Here is a 20,530-nt window from a genome sequence, read left to right as displayed (position 1 = left end):
CGGCTCAGCGGATGAGCGCGGTGGTGGAGGGTTCGTACGCCGTCTCCGCGTGCTGAGCGCCGTCGATGCCCGACTGTTCGTCGGTCGCATTGATCCGCCACCCGAGGGGCCTGCAGATCGCCCAGGCGATCGTGGTCATCACCGCGGTGAACACCAGCGCCGCCATCGCGATCACCGCCTGGATGACGAGCAGTTTCCAACCATCGGCGGAGTAGAACAGCCCGGCGGCGGTGTCGAAGGTGCCGGTGGCGAACAGGCCGATCGCCACGGTGCCCCAGAGCCCGGCGACGAGGTGGACGCCCACCACGTCGAGAGAGTCGTCGTATCCGAACCGGTACTTCAGCCCCACCGCGAGCGCGGACAGGATGCCGGCGACCGCTCCGAGCGCGACAGCACCGAGCGGACTGACCGAGCCCGCAGCCGGCGTGATGGCCACGAGACCGGCGACCACACCCGAGGCGGCCCCGAGGCTGGTGGCGTGACCGTCCCGGATCCGTTCGGCGAGCAGCCAGCCGAGCATGGCGGCGGCGGCGGCCGCGGTGGTGTTGACCCATGCGAGCCCGGCCGCGCCGTCGGCACCGAAGGCGGAGCCGGCGTTGAAGCCGAACCAGCCGAACCACAGCAGTGCGGCACCGAGCATGACCAACGGCAGGTTGTGCGGACGGTAGGCGGTGCGCCCGAACTCCAGGCGTCTGCCGATGAGCAGGACCAGCACGAGCGCGGCGATACCCGCGTTGATGTGGACGACCGTGCCGCCGGCGAAGTCGATCGGGGCGACCGCGGCGGTCAAACCGCCCTCACCGTCGTCGACGGTGCCGAAGATCCTCGCGGCGATCCCGTTCTCCGAGTGCGAGAGCAGGCCGCCTCCCCACACCATGTGTGCGAGCGGGAAGTACGCCAGGGTCACCCAGACGCCCGCGAAGGCCAGCCAGGTCCCGAACCTCACCCGCTCGGCGAGCGCCCCCGAGATGAGTGCCACCGTGATGATCGCGAAGGTCACCTGGAAGGCGACGTCGACGACCTGCGGGTAGGCGCCGGAACCCGAGGCCACCCAGCCGGAGGCGTCGCCGATCACCCCGGAGAGCCCGAACATCTCGAAGGGGTTGGCGAACACGCCGCCGACGGACTGTCCGCCGTAGGACATCGACCAGCCCCACAGCAGGTAGATGATGCCGACCAGGCCCATCGACCCGAACGACATCATCATCATGTTGAGCACGGACTTCTGCCGGGACATCCCGCCGTAGAACAGTGCCAGCGCGGGTGTCATGAGCAGCACCAGCGATGCCGCCATGAGCATCCAGGCCGTGTCTCCCGTATCGAACTCACCTGTCACGATGCGGTCCTCCTCGTCTCGCGGGGAGGCGTCTTGTCGCCACCCCGTCCGAGATAAGAGATTTCCGCCGTCGTGTTGCGGCCGGTGCGCGCGCACGTTTCCGGTCGGTTACGCGCGGGCGCCTTTCGTTCCGTTCCTGTGTCCTGCGTCCCGGTACCTACACGGCAGCCCCCGACCGGGTCAGGTCCCGAGCAGCGCGTCGACGAACGCCTCCGGGGTGAACGGTGCCAGGTCGTCAGCGCCCTCCCCGAGTCCGACGAGCTTCACCGGCACGCCGAGTTCGTGCTGCACCTGGAATACGATTCCGCCCTTGGCGGTACCGTCGAGCTTGGTCAGCACGACGCCGGAGATGTCCACGACGTCCTTGAACACGCGCGCCTGCATGAGGCCGTTCTGACCGGTGGTCGCGTCGATCACGAGCAGGACCTCGTCCACAGGGGTCTTCTTCTCCACGACGCGCTTGACCTTGCCGAGCTCATCCATGAGGCCCGTCTTGGTGTGCAGGCGGCCCGCGGTGTCGACCAGCACGGCGTCGACTCCGGTCTCCACCCCCCGCGAGACGGCGTCGAAGGCCACGGAAGCCGGGTCGGCGCCCTCCTTGCCGCGCACGACCTCGGCGCCGACACGCTCGGCCCAGGTCTGGAGCTGGTCGGCGGCCGCGGCACGGAACGTGTCCGCGGCGCCGAGGAGGATGGCGCGGCCGTCAGCGACCAGCACGCGGGCGAGCTTGCCGGTGGTGGTGGTCTTACCCGTGCCGTTGACGCCGACGACGAGGAGGACGGCCGGCGTCCCGTCGTTCGGCAGCGCCCGCAAAGAACGGTCGTACTCGGGGTGGAGGTTGTCGATGAGCGTCTGCCGCAGCAGGTCGCGCACCTGCGCCTCGGTGCGGACCTGGCGGGTGGCGATCTCCTCGCGCAAGGTGTCGACCACGCGCTCGGTCATGGCGGCGCCGAGGTCGGCCATGATCAGGGTGTCCTCGATCTCCTCCCATGCGTCCTCGTCGAGATCGCCCGCACCGAGCAGTCCCAGCAGGCCCTGACCGACCGAGTTCTGCGACCGCGACAGGCGGCCGCGGAGCCGATCCAGGCGTCCGGCGGACGGATCGATGCGCTCGATGGGGGCGACCGGCTCGGGGGTGCCGGTGATGACGTCCGGCGAGTGGACGGGCACCTCGTCGTCGGGGACCTCGGGTGGGACCACCACGGGCTCGACAGGGGTCGGCTCCACGACCACGGTCTCCGCGCTCGGTCCGGGCTCGATGTCCGGCTCGGGCGCCGGCTCCGGCTCCGTCGACGGCGCCGGGGGCACGGCAGTCGGAGCCGGCGGCGCGGGCTCGGCAACCGGCGCGGCGGGCGCCGGATCGGCCGACGGGGCCGAGGGCTCGACGGGCTGCGTGGGCTCCACGGGGGCGGGCGTCTCGCGCGGCAGCGGCTCCTTCGGTGGCGCGGCGGTGGCAGCCCCTCCGGCCTGGGTGAACGAGAAGCCCGTTCCAGCCTGGTAGTTGCCGGAGCGCTCCTGTTGGGTGAGCTCCTTGTTCTCCTCGGGTTTGCTGAGGGTGATCTGCCGGTTTTTGCGGAGCTGCAGTCCCACGACGAGCGCGATGACTGCCAGCAACAGCACGACGGCGACGGCCACGATGATCCAGGTAGTGGTGTTCACGGTGCCCAGTATGGCCGAACGCCCCCTTCGTCATCTCGATCCCGGGGGTCCGGAGCGGCCCTAGACTGACGCTCGTCACCGGAAGGAGGTGCTCGTGCCGTGACCGATGTCCACGCCCCACCGCACGCCGGTCCACCGACCCCTCCCCGTGCACGCAGAGCCCCTATCCGCCGCGCCCCGGTCGTGCCCACCTGGGTCGCCAAGGCCGTCATGGCGGTGACCGGGCTGGTCTTCACCGCCTTCGTCGTGGTGCACATGGTCGGCAATCTCAAGGTGTTCAGCGGTGCGGCCACGTTCAACGGTTACGCCGCGTGGCTGCGTTCGTTGCTCGAGCCCCTCGTCCCGCACGAGGGCGTCCTGTGGGCACTCCGCGTGGTGCTCGCGCTGTGCCTGGTCGCCCACCTGTGGTGCTCCGTGGTGTTGGTTCGCCGCTCACGGTCGTCGGCGGGCCCGCATCGGCGGCGGCTGTCCGCAGGATCGTTCGGGGCGCGGTCGATGCTGGTGACCGGCGTGGTGCTGCTGCTGTTCGTCGTCTTCCACATCCTGGACATGACCACCGGCACCCCGCCGGTCGCGCCGTCCTCCTTCGTCCCGGGCTCGGCCCACGCCAACCTCGTGGGGAGCCTCGCGCGGCCGTGGGTGGCCACCTTCTACGGGATCACGATGCTGCTGCTGGCCGTGCACATCGCGCACGGTGTCCGCACAGCGGCCGGCGATCTCGGCGTGACCGGGGTCCGGAGCCGTGCCGGTATCGCGGTCATCGGCGGGATCGCCGCCGTGGCGGTCCTTCTCGGTAATGCCGCGATCCCCGTGGCTGTCCAGATGGGGTGGCTGACATGACGTTCACGCCGCCTCCGGTGTCGATCCCGGGCGTCTCGCTCGGCCGGGCACTGTTGAGCGGCGTGCCGGACGGCGACCCCGCCACGGCATGGGCGCGGCGTCGCGACGCCTACCCCCTGGTCGCCCCCGGGAACCGCCGGCACTTCCACGTGGTCGTGGTGGGTACGGGGCTGGCGGGCGCGGGGGCGGCCGCCGCGCTCGCCGAACTCGGCTACCGGGTCACGGCGTTCACCTACCACGACGCGCCGCGCCGCGCGCACTCCGTCGCCGCCCAGGGCGGCATCAATGCGGCCCGGGGCCGCCGGGTGGACGGCGACTCGGTCGCCCGCTTCGTCACCGACACCGTCAAGGGTGGTGACTTCCGTGGTCGGGAGGCCGAGGCGTTCCGACTGGGCGAGGAGTCGGTGCGGGTGATCGACCACTTCTCCGCCATCGGCGCCCCGTTCGCCCGTGAGTACGGCGGCGTCCTGGCCACCCGTTCCTTCGGCGGGGTGCAGGTCTCCCGCACGTACTACTCCCGGGGCCAGACCGGGCAGCAGCTCCAGATCGCCGGGACACAGGCCCTACTGCGGCAGGTCGGGGCGGGCGCGGTGGAACTGCACACCCGCCACGAGATGCTCGACCTCGTCGTCGACGACTCCGGCTGCCACGGGGTTGTGGTGCGCGACCTGGTCACCGGCCGGATCCGGGCCGAGACCGCGCACGCGGTCGTCCTGGCCACGGGCGGGTACGGCACCGTCTTCCGCGACTCCACGCTCGCCGTGCACTCCAATGCCTCGGCCGTGTGGCGCGCCCACCAGCGGGGTGCTCTGTTCGCCTCGCCCTCGTTCGTCCAGTTCCACCCCACCGCCCTGCCCAAGGACACCGACTGGCAGGCCAAGACCATCCTCATGAGCGAGTCGTTGCGCAACGACGGTCGGATCTGGGTCCCGCTGCGTGCCGACGACACGCGGGCCCCGGGGGATATCCCCGACGCCGAGCGGGACTACTTCCTCGAGCGCCGGTACCCCGCGTTCGGCAACCTGGTGCCCCGTGACGTGGCCTCGCGCGCGATCACCACCGAGATCCGGGCCGGCCGGGGCGTCGGCCCCCGGTGCAACTCGGTGAACCTGGACTTCCGGGACGCGCTGGTACGCGTGGGGCGCGAGGTGATCGCCGAACGCTACGGCAACCTGTTCGACATGTACACCCACGCCACCGGCGAGGACCCGTACACGGTCCCGATGCGGATCGCCCCGACCTGTCACTTCACGATGGGTGGGCTGTGGAGCAACTACGATCTCCAGACCTCGGTCCCCGGACTGTTCGTGGGCGGAGAGTGCGGCTGGGGCTACCACGGGGCCAACCGGCTCGGCGCGAACTCACTGCTCAGCGCAAGTGTCGACGGGTGGTTCACCCTGCCCTTCTCGGTACCTGCGCACCTGGCCACCCGTCTCGGACGGGAACTACCGGCGGACGACGACGAGGTGGTCGCGTCCGCCGTGAACCGCGCCCGCCGGCGTGTGGACGCCCTCCTCTCGGTGGGCGGGACGACCGGGCCGGGCCACTTCCACCGCGAACTCGGGCAGATCCTCTACGCCGGGTGCGGGGTCACGCGGACCGCGGAGGGGCTCACCGAGGCGATCGACCGTGTCCGTGAGCTGCGCGCCCGTTTCTGGGCGGATCTCCGGGTCACCGGGTCCGGAGAGCACCTCAACCAGGTCCTCGAACTGGCCGGCCGGGTGGCCGACTATCTGGAGCTGGCCGAGCTGATGTGCGTCGACGCCCTGGACCGGGACGAATCCTGCGGCGCCCATTTCCGCGACGAACACCAGACACCGGACGGGGAGGCGCTGCGCGACGACGCGTCGTGGTGCTTCGCCTCGGCGTGGGAGTCCACGGGAGACGACCGGGGCGGCCCGCGCGCCTTCACCCGGCACGCCGAGCCTCTCGGATTCCAGACGGTCGGTGTGACCACGAGGGACTACCGATGAGAGCCACCGACGAGGGGCAACCGATGCGGTCTCAGACCGGGAGGCGGACACCATGGATCTGACACTGCGCATCTGGCGCCAGGACGGGCCGGAGGACACGGGACGGTACGAGCATCACGACGTGTCCGGCGCCCGGCCGGAGATGAGCGTGCTGGAACTGCTCGACGTGCTCAATGAACGGTTGGTGGACTCCGGTCGGGAGCCCGTGGCGTTCGACTCCGACTGCCGCGAGGGGATCTGCGGCGCGTGCGGGGTGACGGTCGACGGTCGCCCCCACGGTCCCGCGGCGAACACCCCGTCGTGCCACCAGCGGCTCACCGCGTACTCCGACGGAGACACCCTGCGCATCGAACCACTGCGTGCGGCCGCCTTCCCGGTGGTGCGGGACCTGGTGGTGGACCGCTCCGCTCTCGACGGCGTGATCGAGGCCGGTGCGTACGTGCGCATTCCCGCGGGGGCCGCGCCCGACGCCGACAGCACGTTGCAGGACCACGACACGGCCAACACCGCCCTGGACTTCGCGGCCTGCATCGGCTGCGGCGCCTGCGTCGCGGCGTGCCCCAACGGGTCGGCGAACTTGTTCGTCGGTGCCAAGCTCGGGCACCTGGCGCTCATGCCGGTGTCCGCGCTCGACCGCGCCCCGCGGGCCCGGGAGATGGTCCGGGAGGCGGACCGCGAATTTGGTCCCTGCTCGCTCTACGGCGAGTGTTCGAGGGTGTGCCCCGCCGGGATCCCGTTACGCGCGATCGGGGCCGTCAACCGTGAGCGCCTGCGCTCGGTGTTCCGCCGCCGGTGAGCGGCTATACGTCGTCCTCTCCGACGGGGCCGCCCTCGCCCTCCCAGCGCTCGATCATCCGGACCTTGGTCCTCGTGAACTTCCGCCGCACCCCCACGCCCCCGCCGTCGTCCTCGGCGATGAAGCGGGCCCCGAAGTGCGACAGCGCGTCGGTGAGCGCCTGGACCTCGGCATCGCTGAGGTCGACGACCCCGCGTTCGTAGTCCTTGAGAAGCTGTGGATCGATCCCCGACCGCAGTGCGACCACCTTGGTGGAGACCTGACAGAGAATCCGCGCGGCCCGCGCCAGTGCGGCGTCCATGTAGAACTCGTGATCAGTCATGACACCAGCCTGCCAGTGGTTCAGCGCATCCGCTGCGAGATGACCTTGGAGATGCCGTCGCCCTGCATGGACACGCCGTAGAGGACGTCGGCGACGTCCATGGTGGGCTTCTGGTGGGTGATCACGATGAGCTGGCTGGTCTCGCGGAGCTGCTCGAACAGCCCGATCAGACGCCGTAGGTTGGTGTCGTCGAGCGCGGCCTCGACCTCGTCCATCACGTAGAACGGACTCGGGCGCGCCCTGAAGATCGCCACGAGCATCGCCACCGCGGTGAGCGACTTCTCGCCACCGGACAGCAGGGACAGTCGCTTGATCTTCTTGCCCGGCGGCCGGGCCTCGACCTCGATGCCCGTGGCCAGCATGTCCTCGGGCTCGGTCAGGATCAGGCGGCCCTCGCCGCCGGGGAACAGCACCGAGAACACGTCACGGAACTCCCGCTCGACATCGATCCACGCCTCGGTGAAGATCTGCTCGATGCGCTCGTCGACGTCGTCGATCACACCCTCGAGGTCCGAGCGGGCCTTCTTGACGTCGTCGAGCTGGGTGGACAGGAACGCGTACCGCTCCTCCAGGGCCGCGAATTCCTCCAACGCCAGCGGGTTGACCTTACCCAGCGTGGCCAGATCCTTCTCCGCGCGCTTGAGTCGGCGTTCCTGCTCGGCACGGACGAACGGCATCGGGGGCGGTGGGGTCACGTCCTCGCCCCGCTCGCGGGCCGCCTCGTACTCCTCCATCTCCAGGGCCGACGGGGGCAGTTCGATATCCGGCCCGTAGTCGGTCACCAGCGCCTCGGGTTCGATGCCGTGGCGCTCCAGTACCGATGACTCCAGTTCCGAGACCTTGACCTCGAGTTGCGCCCGGACGACCTCGTCCCGGTGTGCGGCGTCCCCCAGCCGACCGACCTCGGATTCGGCCGCGGCCAGCTCGCTGCGGAGCGTCGACAGTCCCGTGGTCGCCGCCGTACGGGCGGCCGCCAGCCGGTCGCGTTCCGCTCCGGCGGTGCTGATGACCTCGTCGAGTCTGGCCAGCAGTCGCTCGCTGAGTTCGTCGACGACCCCGGCGACCTCCGCGCCCCTGCGTCTGGCTGCCGCGGCGCGGGCGGCCCGGGCGCGCGATTCCCGCTCGGCCTGGGCGGCACGGCGCAGTGAAGCCGATTTGCCGCGCACGCCGGTGGCTCGCTCCTCGGCCGACCGATGCGCGAGCCGGGCCTCGATCTCCGCAGCCCGCGCGGTGGAGACCGCCGCCTGCGCGGCGAGTCGACCGTCATCGGCGGGCATCTGGTCCTCGTCGTGGTCCTCCCCCGCCCGCGCGAGTCGATCGGTGAGTTCGGTGTGCTCCGCGCGGGCGGCGTCGAGTTTGTCGACGGCGATCCGCCGCGTCTGCTCCAGGCGCCGGACTTCGGCTTCTGCGCGGCGGCGTCGCTGTCCGATCCGGGCGAGTTCCGCGTAGATCTCCTCGATCGCCGCGTCGGATTCGGTGATCGCGGCCATCGTCTCCGCGAACCGGTCGGCGCGGTCCGCATCCTCTGCCTCGGCTCCGGCGAGCTCGGCGCGAGCGGTCTCGATCTCCGCGCGGACGGTGTCCCGCTCGGCGACCGCCGCATCGATCGCCGACTGGATCTCGAGTCCGGTCCGCCCCGACGCGGAACCACCCACCGCCCATCCGGATCCCGCGAGTTCGCCGGCCCGGGTGACGGCCCGGACGCGCCGGTCGGCGTCGACCTGCGCGGAGGCGACGGCCAGGTCATCGACGAGCACGACGTCGACCAGCAGAGCCGTGACGGACGCGGTCAGGCCGTCGGGGACGTCCACCACGTCCAGCGCCCAGCGCGCCCCGTCGACCAGCTCCACCTCGAGGCGGTAATCGCCTCCCGGCGCGCCCCGTCCGAGCAGACCTGCCCGACCGGCGTCCGCGTCGCGCAACGCTGCCAGGACTTCGCTACGGTCAACGGTCTGATCCACCACCACGGCGTCGCCGGCCGGGCCCAGAGCCACACCGATCGCGCGCTCCCATCCGTCGCGGACGCCGAGCATCTCGCCCACCGTCCCGGCGACCGCGTCGGTGCCCAGGCGGCGCACCACCCACTCGGCGCCGTCGCCGGCGCCCTTGTTCTGCTCGAGAGTCTCGATGCGGGCCGCCAGCCGGGCGATCCTCTGGTCCGCCTCGCGCTCGATCCCCCGTAGCTCCGCGAGCCGGGCGCGCGCGGACAGGTGGGCCCGCTCGGCGCGGCCGAGGTGCTCGTCGAGGGTCTGTTCACCCTCACCGTGGACGCCGACGCGCGCGTGGACGGTGTCGAACTCGGCCTCCGTATCGGCCACCGCTTCGCGGGCGGCCACCGTCTCGGCGTCCACCCGCGCGATCTCCGCCTCGGTGGACTCCACCCGCGCCGCCAGGGTCTCGACCTTGCCCGCCAGTCGTGCCACGCCTTCACGACGATCGGCGATCGCCCTGACCGCCTTGAGGTGCTCGGCTTCCAGTGCGGCCGACGCCGACTCGGCCGCGGACAGAGCGTCCGTGGCGTGACGTGCGCGTTCGGCCGCCCGTTCGACGTCCTCGGCGAGCTCCTTCTCGTGGGCCTCGGCGCGGTCCGCCTGGCGGTCGAGCTCGTCCGGATCCGTGCCGTGATGAACGGCCACCTCGGCGGCGAGCGAGCGGGCCCGGTCGGAGGCGATGCGGGCGGTGGCCCGGGCACGCTCGGCGAGCGTCGACAGGGCGAACCAGCGCTGCTGTGCCGCCTCCGCATCCGGGGTGAGCCGGTCCAGCTCGGACTGGGTCGCCGCGACCTCACGGGCGAGTCCGTCGCGACGATCGACAGCCTCGGCGACGCGCTCCTCCAGGCGGCCGCGCACGCTTTCGGCGTCCGCGAGTTCGCGGCGACGCGTGACGAGATCGTCGGCGGCCAGTCGGAAGGTCGCGTCGCGCAGGTCGGCCTGGATGGTCTGTGCCCGCCTGGCCACTTCGGCCTGGCGGCCCAGCGGCTTGAGCTGACGGCGCAGTTCGGTGGTCAGGTCGCTGAGGCGGTCCAGGTTCCCCTGCATCCCGGCGAGCTTGCGCTGGGCCTTCTCCTTGCGGCGACGGTGCTTGAGGATGCCCGCGGCCTCCTCGATGAACGCCCTGCGCTCCTCCGGCTTGGACTCGAGGATCTCGGAGAGCTTCCCCTGCCCCACGATCACGTGCATCTCGCGGCCGATACCGGAATCCGAGAGCAGCTCCTGCACGTCCATGAGGCGGGCGCGGTCGCCGTTGATCTCGTACTCGGCGGCGCCGTCGCGGAACATGCGGCGAGTGAGTGAGACCTCCGCGTAGTCGATCGGCAGCGCGCCGTCCGAATTGTCCAGGGTGAGTGTGACCTCGGCGCGACCGAGGGGCTGCTTGCCCGAGGTGCCGGCGAAGATGACGTCCTGCATCTTGCCGCCACGCAGTGTCTTGGCACTGTGTTCGCCCATGACCCAGGTGAGCGCATCCACGACGTTGGACTTACCGGAGCCGTTCGGGCCCACCACGCAGCAGATGCCGGGTTCGAACCTCAGGGTCGTGGGCGCCGCAAAGGACTTGAAGCCCTTGAGCGTCAGCGACTTGAGGTACACGGGAGCTGATCCTAGGTCAGCGCTCGACGAATCCCGTGAGCCCGCCCCGCGCCGCCTCCCACGAGTCCACGACGAGCTCGACGGTCCCCGGCGTGCCGTCTCCCCGAAGCTTGTCGAGCAACTCCAGGCAGGATTGCTCGGGCCCCTCCGCCACCACGTGCACGCGGCCGTCCGACTTGTTGGTGGCGTACCCGGCGAGTCCGAGCTCGAGGGCACGACTGCGTGTCCACCAGCGGAACCCCACGCCCTGGACCCGGCCGTGCACCCACGCGACCAACCGCACGTGACCGGTTGCCTGCTCACTCACCGCGGATCGATCCCGGTCTCGATCTCCAGCGCGATCTCGGTCCCCGTCTGCAGGGTTCGGCCTACCGTGCAGGCTTTGTCGACGGAGCGACGGATCATGGCGACCAGCCGCTCGGCCGTGGCCGCGTTGATCTCGGACATGTCGAGCTCGTAGAGCTCCTCGAGCCGCGGGTAACGCTCGCTCTCACGATCGGCATCGCCGGAGATGTGAACGGTCGCGTCGTAATCCTCACCCAGCCGACGGGACACGGTGAAGTCCGAGGCCATCGCGGTGCAGGCGCCGAGCGCGATCTTGAGCAGTTCGCCCGGGGTGAACACCCCCTCCACGTCCGCCGAGCCGATCTCGACCCGTGCGCCGCGCGACGACAGACCCACGTATCGGCGCGTGCCGGTCCGCTCCACCCGAAGCTCGGTGCTGGTGGGCGCGGTCTGGGGGGCGGGACTCTGCGGAGTGCTCTCGGACATGACATTCATCGTACGATCGGTCCGCTTCGGCTCCCGGCTCGGCGTGTTGTCACCCGCCGTGCGACCGCACTCCGGCGCGGCGCGGGCTGGCAGACGGGACAGAAGTGCGAGCCGCGGTTCATGAAATCCTCCCGCACCACCGCGGTGCCGCAGCGGGCACACGGCAGGCCGGTGCGACCGTAGGCGTCCAGGGAGCGGTCGAAGTACCCGGAGGCGCCGTTGACGTTGACGTACAGCGCGTCGAAGGAGGTGCCGCCCGCGACCAGGGCATCGGACATCACGTCCCGGGCGTGCTCCAGGGTCTGGGTGACCGAACGGAGCGTGAGTGCGCCGGTGCGGCGGCGACCGTGGATCCCGGATCGCCACAGCGCTTCGTCGGCGTAGATGTTGCCGATCCCGGATACGACGGTCTGGTCCAGCAGGAGCCGCTTGATCTCGGTGTCCCGACGCCGGATCGACCGGGCGGTGGCGAGGGGGTCGAACCCCTCCTCGAACGGGTCCGCGGCGATGTGGGCCGCCGGCGCCGGCAGGAGCACGCCGGTGCCGTCGAGAGCGTCGGTCAACGGCACGACCGTCCATCCACCGAAGGTGCGCTGGTCGACGAAACGCAGCTCCCGGCCGTCGTCGAGGAACGCCCGGGCGTGCATGTGTCGCACGGGCGCCACGCCCTCATCCGTCACCAGCATCTGTCCGCTCATCCCCAGATGAACCAGCAGACAGTCGGCACCGACGGCGTCGTCGTCATCGAGGGTCAACCACAGGTACTTGCCGCGCCGCCGGGCCCCGGTGACCGTCCGACCGGTCAGTCGGTCCTCGATCTCCGCGCCCCCGCCGGGCTGGCGGCGCGCGGTGCGGACGCCGGTCACGTCGACGCCGACCATCCGCCGGCCCACGACATGGTCCTCGAGACCGCGCCGGACGACTTCCACCTCGGGCAACTCGGGCATCTCGTCAGCCCGACTTCCCGTCCAGAACGGCCCAGGCCTGCTCGGCGGCCTTCTGCTCGGCTTCCTTTTTCGTGCGCCCGAGGCCCTGCCCCAGTCGCTCCTGCCCCACGAACACCACCGCGGTGAAGGTCTTGTCGTGATCCGGGCCGGTCGAGGTGATGTCGTAGTGGGCCTTGGGGCGGCCCGATGACGCGCACTTCTCCTGCAGGCTGGTCTTCCAGTCGAGGGCGGCGCCCAGCGTGGGTACGACCTGCAACCGTTCGCCGATGATCCGCTCGATCAGTGCCCGCGCCGGCTCGAGACCGTGCGTGAGATACACCGCCCCGAACACCGCCTCCAACGTGTCGGCGAGGATCGAATGCTTGTCCCGGCCTCCCGTGAGCTCCTCGCCGCGGCCGAGTCGCAGGTGCGCGCCCAACCCGCCGGGACCGAGTTCGCGAGCGATGTCGGCCAGCACGTAGGTGTTGACCAGGCTCGCCCGGATCTTGGCCAGGTCTCCCTCCGGACGATCCGGGTAGGCGCTGTAGAGGTACTCCGTCACGACCAACTCGAGGACCGCGTCACCGAGGAACTCGAGCCGCTCGTTGTGGGGCACTCCCCCGTTCTCGTACGCGAACGAGCGGTGAGTGACCGCCTGGGTGGCCAGTTCGGCGGGAAGCTCGACACCCAGGGCCGTACCCAGTGAGCCGGGCCGATCCGTCACGCGCGGCCCTCGTCCGTGCCGGTGGTGCCGAACTTCTCGGCCAGCCCCGCCCAGCGGGGGTCGATCCGCCCCTCGGTCTCCCCGGAGACCCCGTCGGGGCGCGGGGTGTCGGCGTTGATGCACTCGGCGTGACCGTAGTCCGTGCACGTCGGCGACAGCGGGAACTCCAGACCGAACGCGTCGACCAGCGCCGGCTCCAGGTCCAGCAGATCACCATCGAGCAGCCGAACCTCGTCCTGCTCGGCGCCTTCGGCCGCGGCCTTGTTCTCCAGCGCGTACATCTCGGTGAGGTCCACCGCGACCTCGGCGTGGAATTCGCCGAGGCACCGCGCGCATTCGATCGTCGCCTGTCCGCTGACCGAACCGGTGACGAGGACGCCCTCGTCGACGAATGTCAGCATCAGGTCGAGATCGAGTTCGGCCCCCTCGGGGATTGCGATCATCTCGACCCCGATCGTGGACGGCGCCACGGCGACCCGCTGGATCGGCGTCATCGCGCCGGGTGTCCTGCTGATACTGCGCGTATCGAGGACGAGGGGGCCGGGCGCGGAACGATGGGACCTGGAGGTGGTGGACACGACCAGCAGACTACCCGCCTCGAGTCAGTAGTCTCCGTACCCGTCGCCGTGGCGCGCATCGTCACGCCCGGCGCGACGCCCGCCCGGCTCACGGCGGCCCGACGGGGCTACGCCGTGGAGCTCCTCGCGGCCGCGGGCGACGGTACGGATGGTGGTTCCGAGGAACTCCTCGAACCGCGCCATCTTGTCGTCGATGTAGGCGTCGCACTCCTCGCGACGGCGATCGCTCTCCGCATGTGCGGCGTCGCGCACCCGTGAGGCCTCCTCGTCGGCGATGCGGACGACCTCGGACTCGGACAGCATGCGCTGCTGCTCCTGCCGCGCCTCGGTGATGGTGCGGTCGTAGAGGATGTTGGCCTGTTCGGTGAGGCGCTCGGCCTCGGCGCGGGCGCGAACGGTGGTGGACTCGGCGTCGCGGCGCGATCGCTCGAGCAGCTCGCCCGCCTCGGCGCGGGCGTCGCCCACCAGTTCGTCGGCGTGCGTGGTGGCCTCGGCGACCATGCGGTCGGCGCGGGCCTTGGCGTCGGCGAGCATCGCGTCGGCGTCCTCGCGCGCGTTCCGTAGGGTCCGGTCCGCTTCGGCATCCGCCGCCGCGACGGTCTGGTGCGCCGTGTCATCGGCCTCCGCCAGCACGCGATCGCGCTGGTCCAGAACGTCCTGCGCATCGTCGAGTTCGCCGGGGAAGGAATCGCGGATGTCGTCGAGCAACAACAGGGACTCGTGCCGCGGGACCACACAGTTCGCGGTCATGGGCAGACTGCGGGCGTCCTCGATCATCGCGTTCAGCTCGTCGAGGGCCTGGAACACTCGGTACACGCTCGTCCCTTCACCGGTTCGTCACTCTTGCCACACCAGTGTGCCCGCAACACACGCGCCGTGGCCGGTGCGGCGGCGGTGTGTCCTACTCTCCGGCGTTCAGACCAGACGCTCCCTGAGCGCCGTAGCGACGGGCCCTGGCAGCAGGTGGGACACGTCGCCACCGAGTCGGGTGACCTCCCGACACAGCGAGGACGAGACGAACGACAGGTCGGCGCGGGTGGGCAGGAAGACGGTGTCGATCTCGGCGATCGACCGGTTCATGTGCGCCATCGGCAGCTCGTAGTCGTAGTCCGTGGAGTCCCGCAGCCCCTTGATCACGGCGGTGGCGCCCTGGTCGCGGCAGTAGTCCACGAGCAGGCCGTAGAAGCTGTCGACCCGCACACCGGGGATGTCGGCGCAGACCTCCTCGATGAGCGCCTTGCGCTCGGAGATGGTGAAGGTGCCCTGCTTGTTGGGGTTGGCCACCACGCACACGATCACGTCGTCGAACAGCGCCGCGGCGCGGCGGATGATGTCGAGGTGCCCGAGGGTCACCGGATCGAACGAGCCTGGGCACACGACTGTGGTCATCGCCTGACCGTATCAACCGGTCGCGCCATCTCGACGGCGGTCTCACCGTAGGTGCGCTCGAACTCTCGCGCGTACCCCTCGGGCCACCGCACCGCCGGGTCGCGCCTGGACCGCTCCCACACCACCAGTGCGTCGGGGGCGAGCCAACCGCCGTCCCGCAGCGCGAGGAGGATCGGCTCGTCGAGCACGCCGGAGCGCTCGTACGGCGGGTCCGCGAGGACCAGGTCGAACCCTCCGGGGACGGGGCACGGGCCACGGAGGGCGCCGGGAAGGGATGCACGTCTGATGGTCGCCGTGATGGACGACGACGACAACGCCGACGCCCCGGCGACGTTCTTCTTGAGGCAGGCGACGGCACGGGGGTTCTCCTCGACGAACCATCCCGCGTCGGCGCCACGGGAGAGTGCTTCGAGTCCGAGCGCGCCGGAGCCGGCGAACAGGTCGAGCACCGACGCCCCGGCGAGGTCGACCCGACTGTCGATCGCGCTGAACAACGCCTCGCGGACCCGATCGGTGGTGGGCCGGGTGCCGGCCGGCGGGACGACGATCGAGAGTGCTCGGAGTCGGCCGGAGATGATGCGGGTCATGTCAGTCCTGCTCGTTCGGGTGGCGGGTCATGTGCTGGCGGGTCAGGCGAATACCGCGGGGGGTGTGCTCAGTATCGCTCCAGATAGGCGGACTCCTCGGACCCGACCAGCCGGAAGACCCTCTCGGCGAGCGCCGGATGCGCGTGCAGGCCCGGGTCGGAATCCAGGATCTGCTCGGCGTACTGGCGGGCGATCCCGATGACCGCACCGTCCTCGACCACCGAGAGGATCCGCAGCGCCGACAGGGCACCCGACTGCGCATCGCCGAGTACGTCGCCCTCCCGGCGTTGGGTGAGATCGAGCTGGGCCAACACGAACCCGTCGGTGGTCGAGGCCACGGCGTTGAGCCTGTCCATCGCCCGGCTGTCGAATCGCGAGTTGGTGACCAGGAGGCACAGCCCTGACAGGCCACCCCGGCCCACCCGGCCGCGGAGCTGGTGCAGCTGGCTCACGCCGAAGCGTTCGGCGTCCATGACCACGATGACCGTGGCCTCGGGGACGTCCACGCCGACCTCGATCACCGTCGTGGACACGAGTACGTCGAGCCGGCCGGCGGCGAACGCCGTCATCGCCGTGTCCTTCTCCTCCGGCGACAGTCGGCCGTGCATGAGACCGACCCGCAGGCCGGCGAGCGGCCCGGTCGACAGGCTGTGGTGCAGGTCCACGGCCGCGGTCAACGGGATGCTCCCGTCGTCCTTGGCGTCGGGCTTGTCGTCGTCGCCGTCGATCCGTGCACACACCACATAGGCGCGATGTCCGGCGGCCACCTCCTCGCGGACCCTCTCCCACGTCCGCTCCAACCACCGGGGCTTCTCCCGCGCCGGCACCACCGACGTGGAGATGGGGCGGCGGCCGCCCGGCAGCTCCCCCAGTTCCGACACCTCGAGGTCCCCGAACACCGTCATCGCGATGGTGCGCGGGATCGGCGTGGCCGTCATCACCAACAGGTGCGGCACCATGCCGTCCCGCCCCTTGGTTCGAAGTCGGTCCCGCTGCCGGACGCCGAATCGGTGCTGCTCGTCCACCACGACCAGCCCCAGATCGAAGAAGTCGACCGAATCCTGGATCAACGCATGCGTTCCGACGATGATCCCGGCCTCACCCGTCACGATGTCCAACAACGCCTGCCGCCGCGCGGTGGTCGACATCGACCCGGTCAGCAGTACCACCCGGGTGGCGCCGTCCGCCGCACCGAGCCGACCGCCCTCCCCGAGGTCGCCGAGCATCGCGGTCAGGGATCGGTGATGTTGTACGGCCAGTACCTCCGTGGGCGCCAGCATCACGCACTGGCGGCCCGCATCGAGGACCTGCAACATCGCGAGCAGCGCCACCACGGTCTTACCCGAGCCGACCTCACCCTGCAGCAGCCTGTTCATCGGCTGGTCGCGGGTCAGGTCCACCGAGATGTCCTCCAGCACCGACTGCTGCCCCGCGGTGAGCGCGAACGGCAGCCGGGACCACATCGCGGCGCGGAGCCCGTCCGCGCGGACCGGGCTGGGCGGGGCCGGATCACGGGAGAAGAAGCGCCGCCGGGCGCCGAGCAACAACTGGAGCGCCAGCGCCTCGTCGAAGCGCAGGCGGTACCCAGCGGCGTCCATCTCCTCCTGGCTCGACGGCATGTGGGCCTTGTGCAGTGCGTCGTCCAGGTTCATGAGATTCACGGCGTCGATCACCGACTGATCGAGTGGGTCGACCACCGGGATCAACGCCCGTAGAGCCGTGACCACGGCGCCGAACACCTCCCAGGAGGTCACCCCCTCCCTGGACGCGTAGACCGGAAGGAACCTGCGGCCGAACAGGCTCTCACCCCCCTCGGCCTGCACCTTCGCCGACAGCTCGGCCAGAGCGGCCAGGTTGCCCGAGCCCTTGAGCTCACCGGACCCGCCCGCGGCGGTGGCGAGGATGAGGAACTCGGGGTGCTTGAGGTTCAGTTTGCCGCGGAATGTGGAGAGAGTGCCGTCGAACATCGCCTCGGTGCCGACCGGGAGGATGTTCTTGATTCCCCACCCGGCGAAGAAGACCACCTCAAACTCGATGCCCCCGTCGGTGACCACGAGGGTCACCCGCTGACGCTGCTTGGACCCCTTCTTGGACGTGTAGGTCGAGGACGACAGTCGCTCTACCGTGCCGATCACGGTTACGCGCTCGCCCTCGACGAGGGATTTCCTGTCGACGCGCTGCCCCTGCCGGCGGAACCGCCGGGGAAGGGTGTGGAGCAGGTCCCCGACCGTGCGGTGCCCGAACGCCGTGCCGATCCGCCGGGCGAGGTCGGCGTCGAGGATCTCGGCGAGCGGGGTCTCAGTGGTGGCGAAGGTCGTCATTCGACCCCGACACGCGCCAAGATCCTGCCGGGGCCCGCGCTGTAGGCCACCACCTCGACATCCGGATGGTCGGTTCGCAGCCGCGTCAGGACGTTCTCGGTCGAGGGCTCGTCGTACTCATCACCCAGCAGGAGGGTGACCAGCTCGCCCCCTGCCGTGAGCATCCGGTCGACGATGGAGCACACCGTCCCGACCGGATCGCTGTCGATCAGCGCCACGTCGTGGCCGATCACGCCCAGCAGATCCCCGGCCGCACACCGCCCCACCAGGGTCAGCGCATCCTGCTCGGCCCTGACCAGGTGCGCGTGGCGGGTCGCCGCCGCCGCGTCGGCCATACCGAAACCGTCCAGCGAGAGGGTCGAGGACGCGTCGTGAACCGCCAACGCCGCGAGCCCCTGGACCACCGAGGCGGTCGGGAGGATCAGTGCGTGCCGGCCCATGTCGCGCAGCGCCTCATCGAGGGAGCCGATCTGCGCTCGGGACAGCTCGCCGTTGGGCAGGACCACGCACTCGTCGGCCTCCAGTGCCAGAACCGCGTCGATCACCCCCTCACCACTGTCGCCGGGGTCGATTGCCGCCGCCCCGGCGTCGGTGAACAACTCCGCCAGCGAGCCTGGCCGTACGACCGCGGCGACAGTCCGGGTCGGGGTGCCGGTGGGCCGCGCCGCAGCCGGCGAGGCCCCCGTGCCCGCGGCGTCGTCGGTGGCACGGCCCTGGCCCAGGGGGTCAAGCATGTCGGTCACCCTGATCTCCACGACCCGGCCCAGGGACAGTGCGGACTCGATCGCCGGGCCGATGTCGTCCGTGTGCACGTGAACCGCCCAGCGGGCATGGTCGCCCGCACCTCCGTCGCCCACCACCACGACGCTGTCACCGAGCGTCCGGAGAGCCGACCTGAGCTCATCGGCACGGGCATCGTCGGAGTGCGTCAGTGAGTACATGACCTCGTAGCGCGTCTGCGCCGATGCCTGCCCAGCAGGCCCGCCCGCATCGCCCCTGTCAGAATTCTCTGCGCCGGCCCCGGCTGCGCACTCGCCCGGATCTGATGGGACGCCGTAGTCAGGCCGGTCGGGGGTCTCTCCGGTCAGAACACCGACCATGGTGTCCAGCAGGATCAGCAGTCCCCGGCCGCCGGCGTCCACGACCCCGGCATTGCGCAGAACCGACAACTGGGAGGTCGTCCGCGACAGGGCGTCCGCCGCGGAGTCCGCCGCGGCGCGGGCGACCTCGACGAGCGACGTGGCGGTGGAGCGGCCGGCACCGGCGGCGGCCTCGCGCAGGACGGTGACGATGGTTCCCTCGACCGGGTCGCTCAGCGCGTTGTCGACGAGAGTCACGGCGGTACGCAGGGCGCGCCGGTAGGTGGCCGCATCGACGACGGTGAACGTCGCGGCCTCACCGACCGCGCGCAGGACCTGGGACAGGATCACCCCGGAGTTGCCCCGCGCGCCGTGAACCGCCCCCCGGCCCAGCGCGACCGCGACCTCCCGGGCGCCGGCGGTGCCGCCGCCCTCGGCGATCCATGCGTCCTCGCCCTCCGCCCGGTCCAGAGCGGCTCTCATCGTGTAGAGGAGGTTGGTCCCGGTATCGGAGTCCGGCACGGGGAAGACGTTGAGGGCATTGATCTCCTCGCGATGCTCGGCAAGCTGCTCGACGCAGCGCCGGGCCCACGTGAGCACCCCCTGCGCGTCGAGCGTCTTGGGACGGTCCTCGACGCGCGTGCTCTCCTGCGTCATCGCCCCTCCTCGTCGCCCCTGGCACCCCTACCACCCGGATGTGTACGGGTGGCGCGGACAAGCCTAGTACCCTCACCTGTCGACAGCCGTCGAACAGGCCGAGACGGTGGACACCACAGGGAGCACCAGGATGACCTTTGACCTCTCAGCGACACCCCTCGCCACTCTCGAGGAGGGGGTTCTGACGCTGCCCATCTCGCTGGACGGCAAGGGCAATGCGCTCGACTCCGACGCGGTCGACCAGATGGGCACCGCCCTGGCCGCCCTCCTCGCCGGCGACCTCGAGGCCCGCGTGGTGCTCCTGATCGGCCTAGGCAAGAACTTCTGCGCCGGCGGCAATGTGGCCGGATTCGCCTCCGCCGACGATCGTTCCGCGCACGTCCGCGAGCTCGCGGACCGGCTGCACGCTGTGATCCGGCAGCTCGACGAGGTGTCCGTCCCCGTGGTGGCGGCCGTGGCCGGCTGGGCCGCCGGCGCCGGACTCTCCCTGGCCCTCGCGGCCGATTTCTCGGTGGCCGGTCCCGACACGCGTCTGTTGGCCGCCTATCCGGGGATCGGCCTGTCCCCGGACGGCGGGATGTCGTGGAACCTGCCCCGCGCGATCGGGCAGAACGCGGCGCGCGCCTTCATCCTCGGCAACGAGCCGATGACCGGCGAGCGCGGCTACGCACTCGGCATGCTCACTACATTCGTCGAGGGCGACGTTCGCGAGGCGGCCCGCGAGCTCGCGGTGCGTCTCGCCTCGGGCCCCGGTGAGTCCTATGCCGCGGTCAAGGCCCTGCTGCGCGCCTCGGCGGAGTCCAGCCTGTCGGGCCACCTCGATGCCGAGCGGGACTCCATCTCTCGTCTGGCCACCTCGCCGGACGGGATCGAGGGTGTAGACGCCTTCGTCGCCAAGCGGGCCCCGGAGTTCGGCCGGGACTGATCTACGAACGGCGGCCGACCCGCCACCCGCGGCCAGGCCCGGAGAACCCGCGATCCGCTA

At 70.8% G+C, this 20,530-nt stretch carries 18 protein-coding genes; 4 read left to right on the top strand and 14 right to left on the bottom strand.

Translation table 11 applies throughout. From position 1 onward, the window contains the following. Nucleotides 1-4: 4 nt before the first annotated feature. Both ACWIFB_RS11625 and ftsY read right to left on the bottom strand, forming a co-directional pair. Nucleotides 5-1,300, bottom strand: coding sequence for an ammonium transporter (locus tag ACWIFB_RS11625; protein ID WP_454058353.1), 1,296 nt, complete (start codon nt 1,298-1,300; stop codon nt 5-7). Between the two features lie 216 nt (nt 1,301-1,516). Then, nucleotides 1,517-2,995: a signal recognition particle-docking protein FtsY gene (gene ftsY / locus ACWIFB_RS11620; RefSeq protein WP_454058324.1), complete on the bottom strand. Its 1,479-nt coding sequence runs from the start codon at nt 2,993-2,995 to the stop codon at nt 1,517-1,519. A 183-nt stretch (nt 2,996-3,178) separates the two neighbouring features. Between ftsY and ACWIFB_RS11615 the strand changes: the two genes are divergently transcribed. From ACWIFB_RS11615 to ACWIFB_RS11605, 3 genes are read left to right on the top strand one after another with little or no spacing between them, the layout of a single operon-like run. Continuing rightward, nucleotides 3,179-3,835: a succinate dehydrogenase cytochrome b subunit gene (locus ACWIFB_RS11615; protein ID WP_454058323.1), complete on the top strand. Its 657-nt coding sequence runs from the start codon at nt 3,179-3,181 to the stop codon at nt 3,833-3,835. Continuing rightward, nucleotides 3,832-5,808: a fumarate reductase/succinate dehydrogenase flavoprotein subunit gene (locus ACWIFB_RS11610; RefSeq protein WP_452099051.1), complete on the top strand. Its 1,977-nt coding sequence runs from the start codon at nt 3,832-3,834 to the stop codon at nt 5,806-5,808. The genes ACWIFB_RS11615 and ACWIFB_RS11610 overlap by 4 nt, the downstream gene beginning before the upstream one ends. 52 nt (nt 5,809-5,860) lie before the next feature. Beyond that, entirely contained in the window at nt 5,861-6,604 is a 744-nt protein-coding gene (locus tag ACWIFB_RS11605) for a succinate dehydrogenase/fumarate reductase iron-sulfur subunit (RefSeq protein WP_452099052.1), read from the top strand. Nucleotides 6,605-6,608: 4 nt separating this feature from the next. On the opposite strand, the gene ACWIFB_RS11600 is transcribed toward ACWIFB_RS11605, so the two are convergent. From ACWIFB_RS11600 to ACWIFB_RS11545, 12 genes are all read right to left on the bottom strand, one after another. Further along, on the bottom strand, nt 6,609-6,926 hold the full coding sequence (locus ACWIFB_RS11600) for a helix-turn-helix domain-containing protein (protein ID WP_230928750.1): 318 nt from the start codon (nt 6,924-6,926) through the stop codon (nt 6,609-6,611). A 20-nt stretch (nt 6,927-6,946) separates the two neighbouring features. After that, nucleotides 6,947-10,513 carry a chromosome segregation protein SMC gene (gene smc / locus ACWIFB_RS11595; protein ID WP_454058322.1) on the bottom strand — a complete coding sequence of 1,189 codons (3,567 nt, stop codon included), beginning with the start codon at nt 10,511-10,513 and terminating at the stop codon, nt 6,947-6,949. Between the two features lie 16 nt (nt 10,514-10,529). Continuing rightward, nucleotides 10,530-10,820 carry an acylphosphatase gene (locus tag ACWIFB_RS11590; protein ID WP_452100996.1) on the bottom strand — a complete coding sequence of 97 codons (291 nt, stop codon included), beginning with the start codon at nt 10,818-10,820 and terminating at the stop codon, nt 10,530-10,532. Next, nucleotides 10,817-11,284 (bottom strand): OsmC family protein, encoded by a 468-nt coding sequence (locus tag ACWIFB_RS11585; protein WP_452100995.1) that lies wholly within the window; start codon nt 11,282-11,284, stop codon nt 10,817-10,819. Before ACWIFB_RS11585 ends, ACWIFB_RS11590 begins: the two co-directional genes overlap by 4 nt. Nucleotides 11,285-11,289: 5 nt before the next feature. Beyond that, a complete protein-coding gene (gene mutM, locus ACWIFB_RS11580; protein WP_452100994.1) occupies nt 11,290-12,231 on the bottom strand; it encodes a bifunctional DNA-formamidopyrimidine glycosylase/DNA-(apurinic or apyrimidinic site) lyase in 942 nt (313 codons plus the stop codon). A gap of 4 nt (nt 12,232-12,235) precedes the next feature. Next, nucleotides 12,236-12,934: a ribonuclease III gene (gene rnc, locus ACWIFB_RS11575; protein ID WP_452100993.1), complete on the bottom strand. Its 699-nt coding sequence runs from the start codon at nt 12,932-12,934 to the stop codon at nt 12,236-12,238. Further along, the gene (locus ACWIFB_RS11570) at nt 12,931-13,512 is read right to left on the bottom strand and encodes a YceD family protein (protein ID WP_454058321.1); all 582 of its coding nucleotides are present in this window, start codon (nt 13,510-13,512) and stop codon (nt 12,931-12,933) included. The genes rnc and ACWIFB_RS11570 overlap by 4 nt, the downstream gene beginning before the upstream one ends. Before the next feature lie 24 nt (nt 13,513-13,536). Then, complete coding sequence (locus ACWIFB_RS11565; protein ID WP_452100991.1) at nt 13,537-14,328, bottom strand: DivIVA domain-containing protein; 792 nt, start codon at nt 14,326-14,328, stop codon at nt 13,537-13,539. A 99-nt stretch (nt 14,329-14,427) separates the two neighbouring features. Further along, entirely contained in the window at nt 14,428-14,901 is a 474-nt protein-coding gene (gene coaD / locus ACWIFB_RS11560) for a pantetheine-phosphate adenylyltransferase (RefSeq protein WP_452100990.1), read from the bottom strand. After that, the gene (gene rsmD, locus ACWIFB_RS11555) at nt 14,898-15,488 is read right to left on the bottom strand and encodes a 16S rRNA (guanine(966)-N(2))-methyltransferase RsmD (RefSeq protein ID WP_452100989.1); all 591 of its coding nucleotides are present in this window, start codon (nt 15,486-15,488) and stop codon (nt 14,898-14,900) included. The genes coaD and rsmD overlap by 4 nt, the downstream gene beginning before the upstream one ends. Nucleotides 15,489-15,556: 68 nt before the next feature. Next, a complete protein-coding gene (gene recG / locus ACWIFB_RS11550) occupies nt 15,557-17,809 on the bottom strand; it encodes an ATP-dependent DNA helicase RecG (protein WP_452100988.1) in 2,253 nt (750 codons plus the stop codon). Then, nucleotides 17,806-19,545: a DAK2 domain-containing protein gene (locus ACWIFB_RS11545; protein ID WP_452100987.1), complete on the bottom strand. Its 1,740-nt coding sequence runs from the start codon at nt 19,543-19,545 to the stop codon at nt 17,806-17,808. Before ACWIFB_RS11545 ends, recG begins: the two co-directional genes overlap by 4 nt. Nucleotides 19,546-19,675: 130 nt before the next feature. Between ACWIFB_RS11545 and ACWIFB_RS11540 the strand changes: the two genes are divergently transcribed. After that, nucleotides 19,676-20,470 (top strand): enoyl-CoA hydratase/isomerase family protein, encoded by a 795-nt coding sequence (locus ACWIFB_RS11540; protein WP_452100986.1) that lies wholly within the window; start codon nt 19,676-19,678, stop codon nt 20,468-20,470. Nucleotides 20,471-20,530: the final 60 nt, after the last annotated feature.

It is taken from the genome of Dietzia sp. NPDC055340, assembly GCF_053645335.1.
This window is presented reverse-complemented; position numbering and strand designations above follow the sequence as displayed.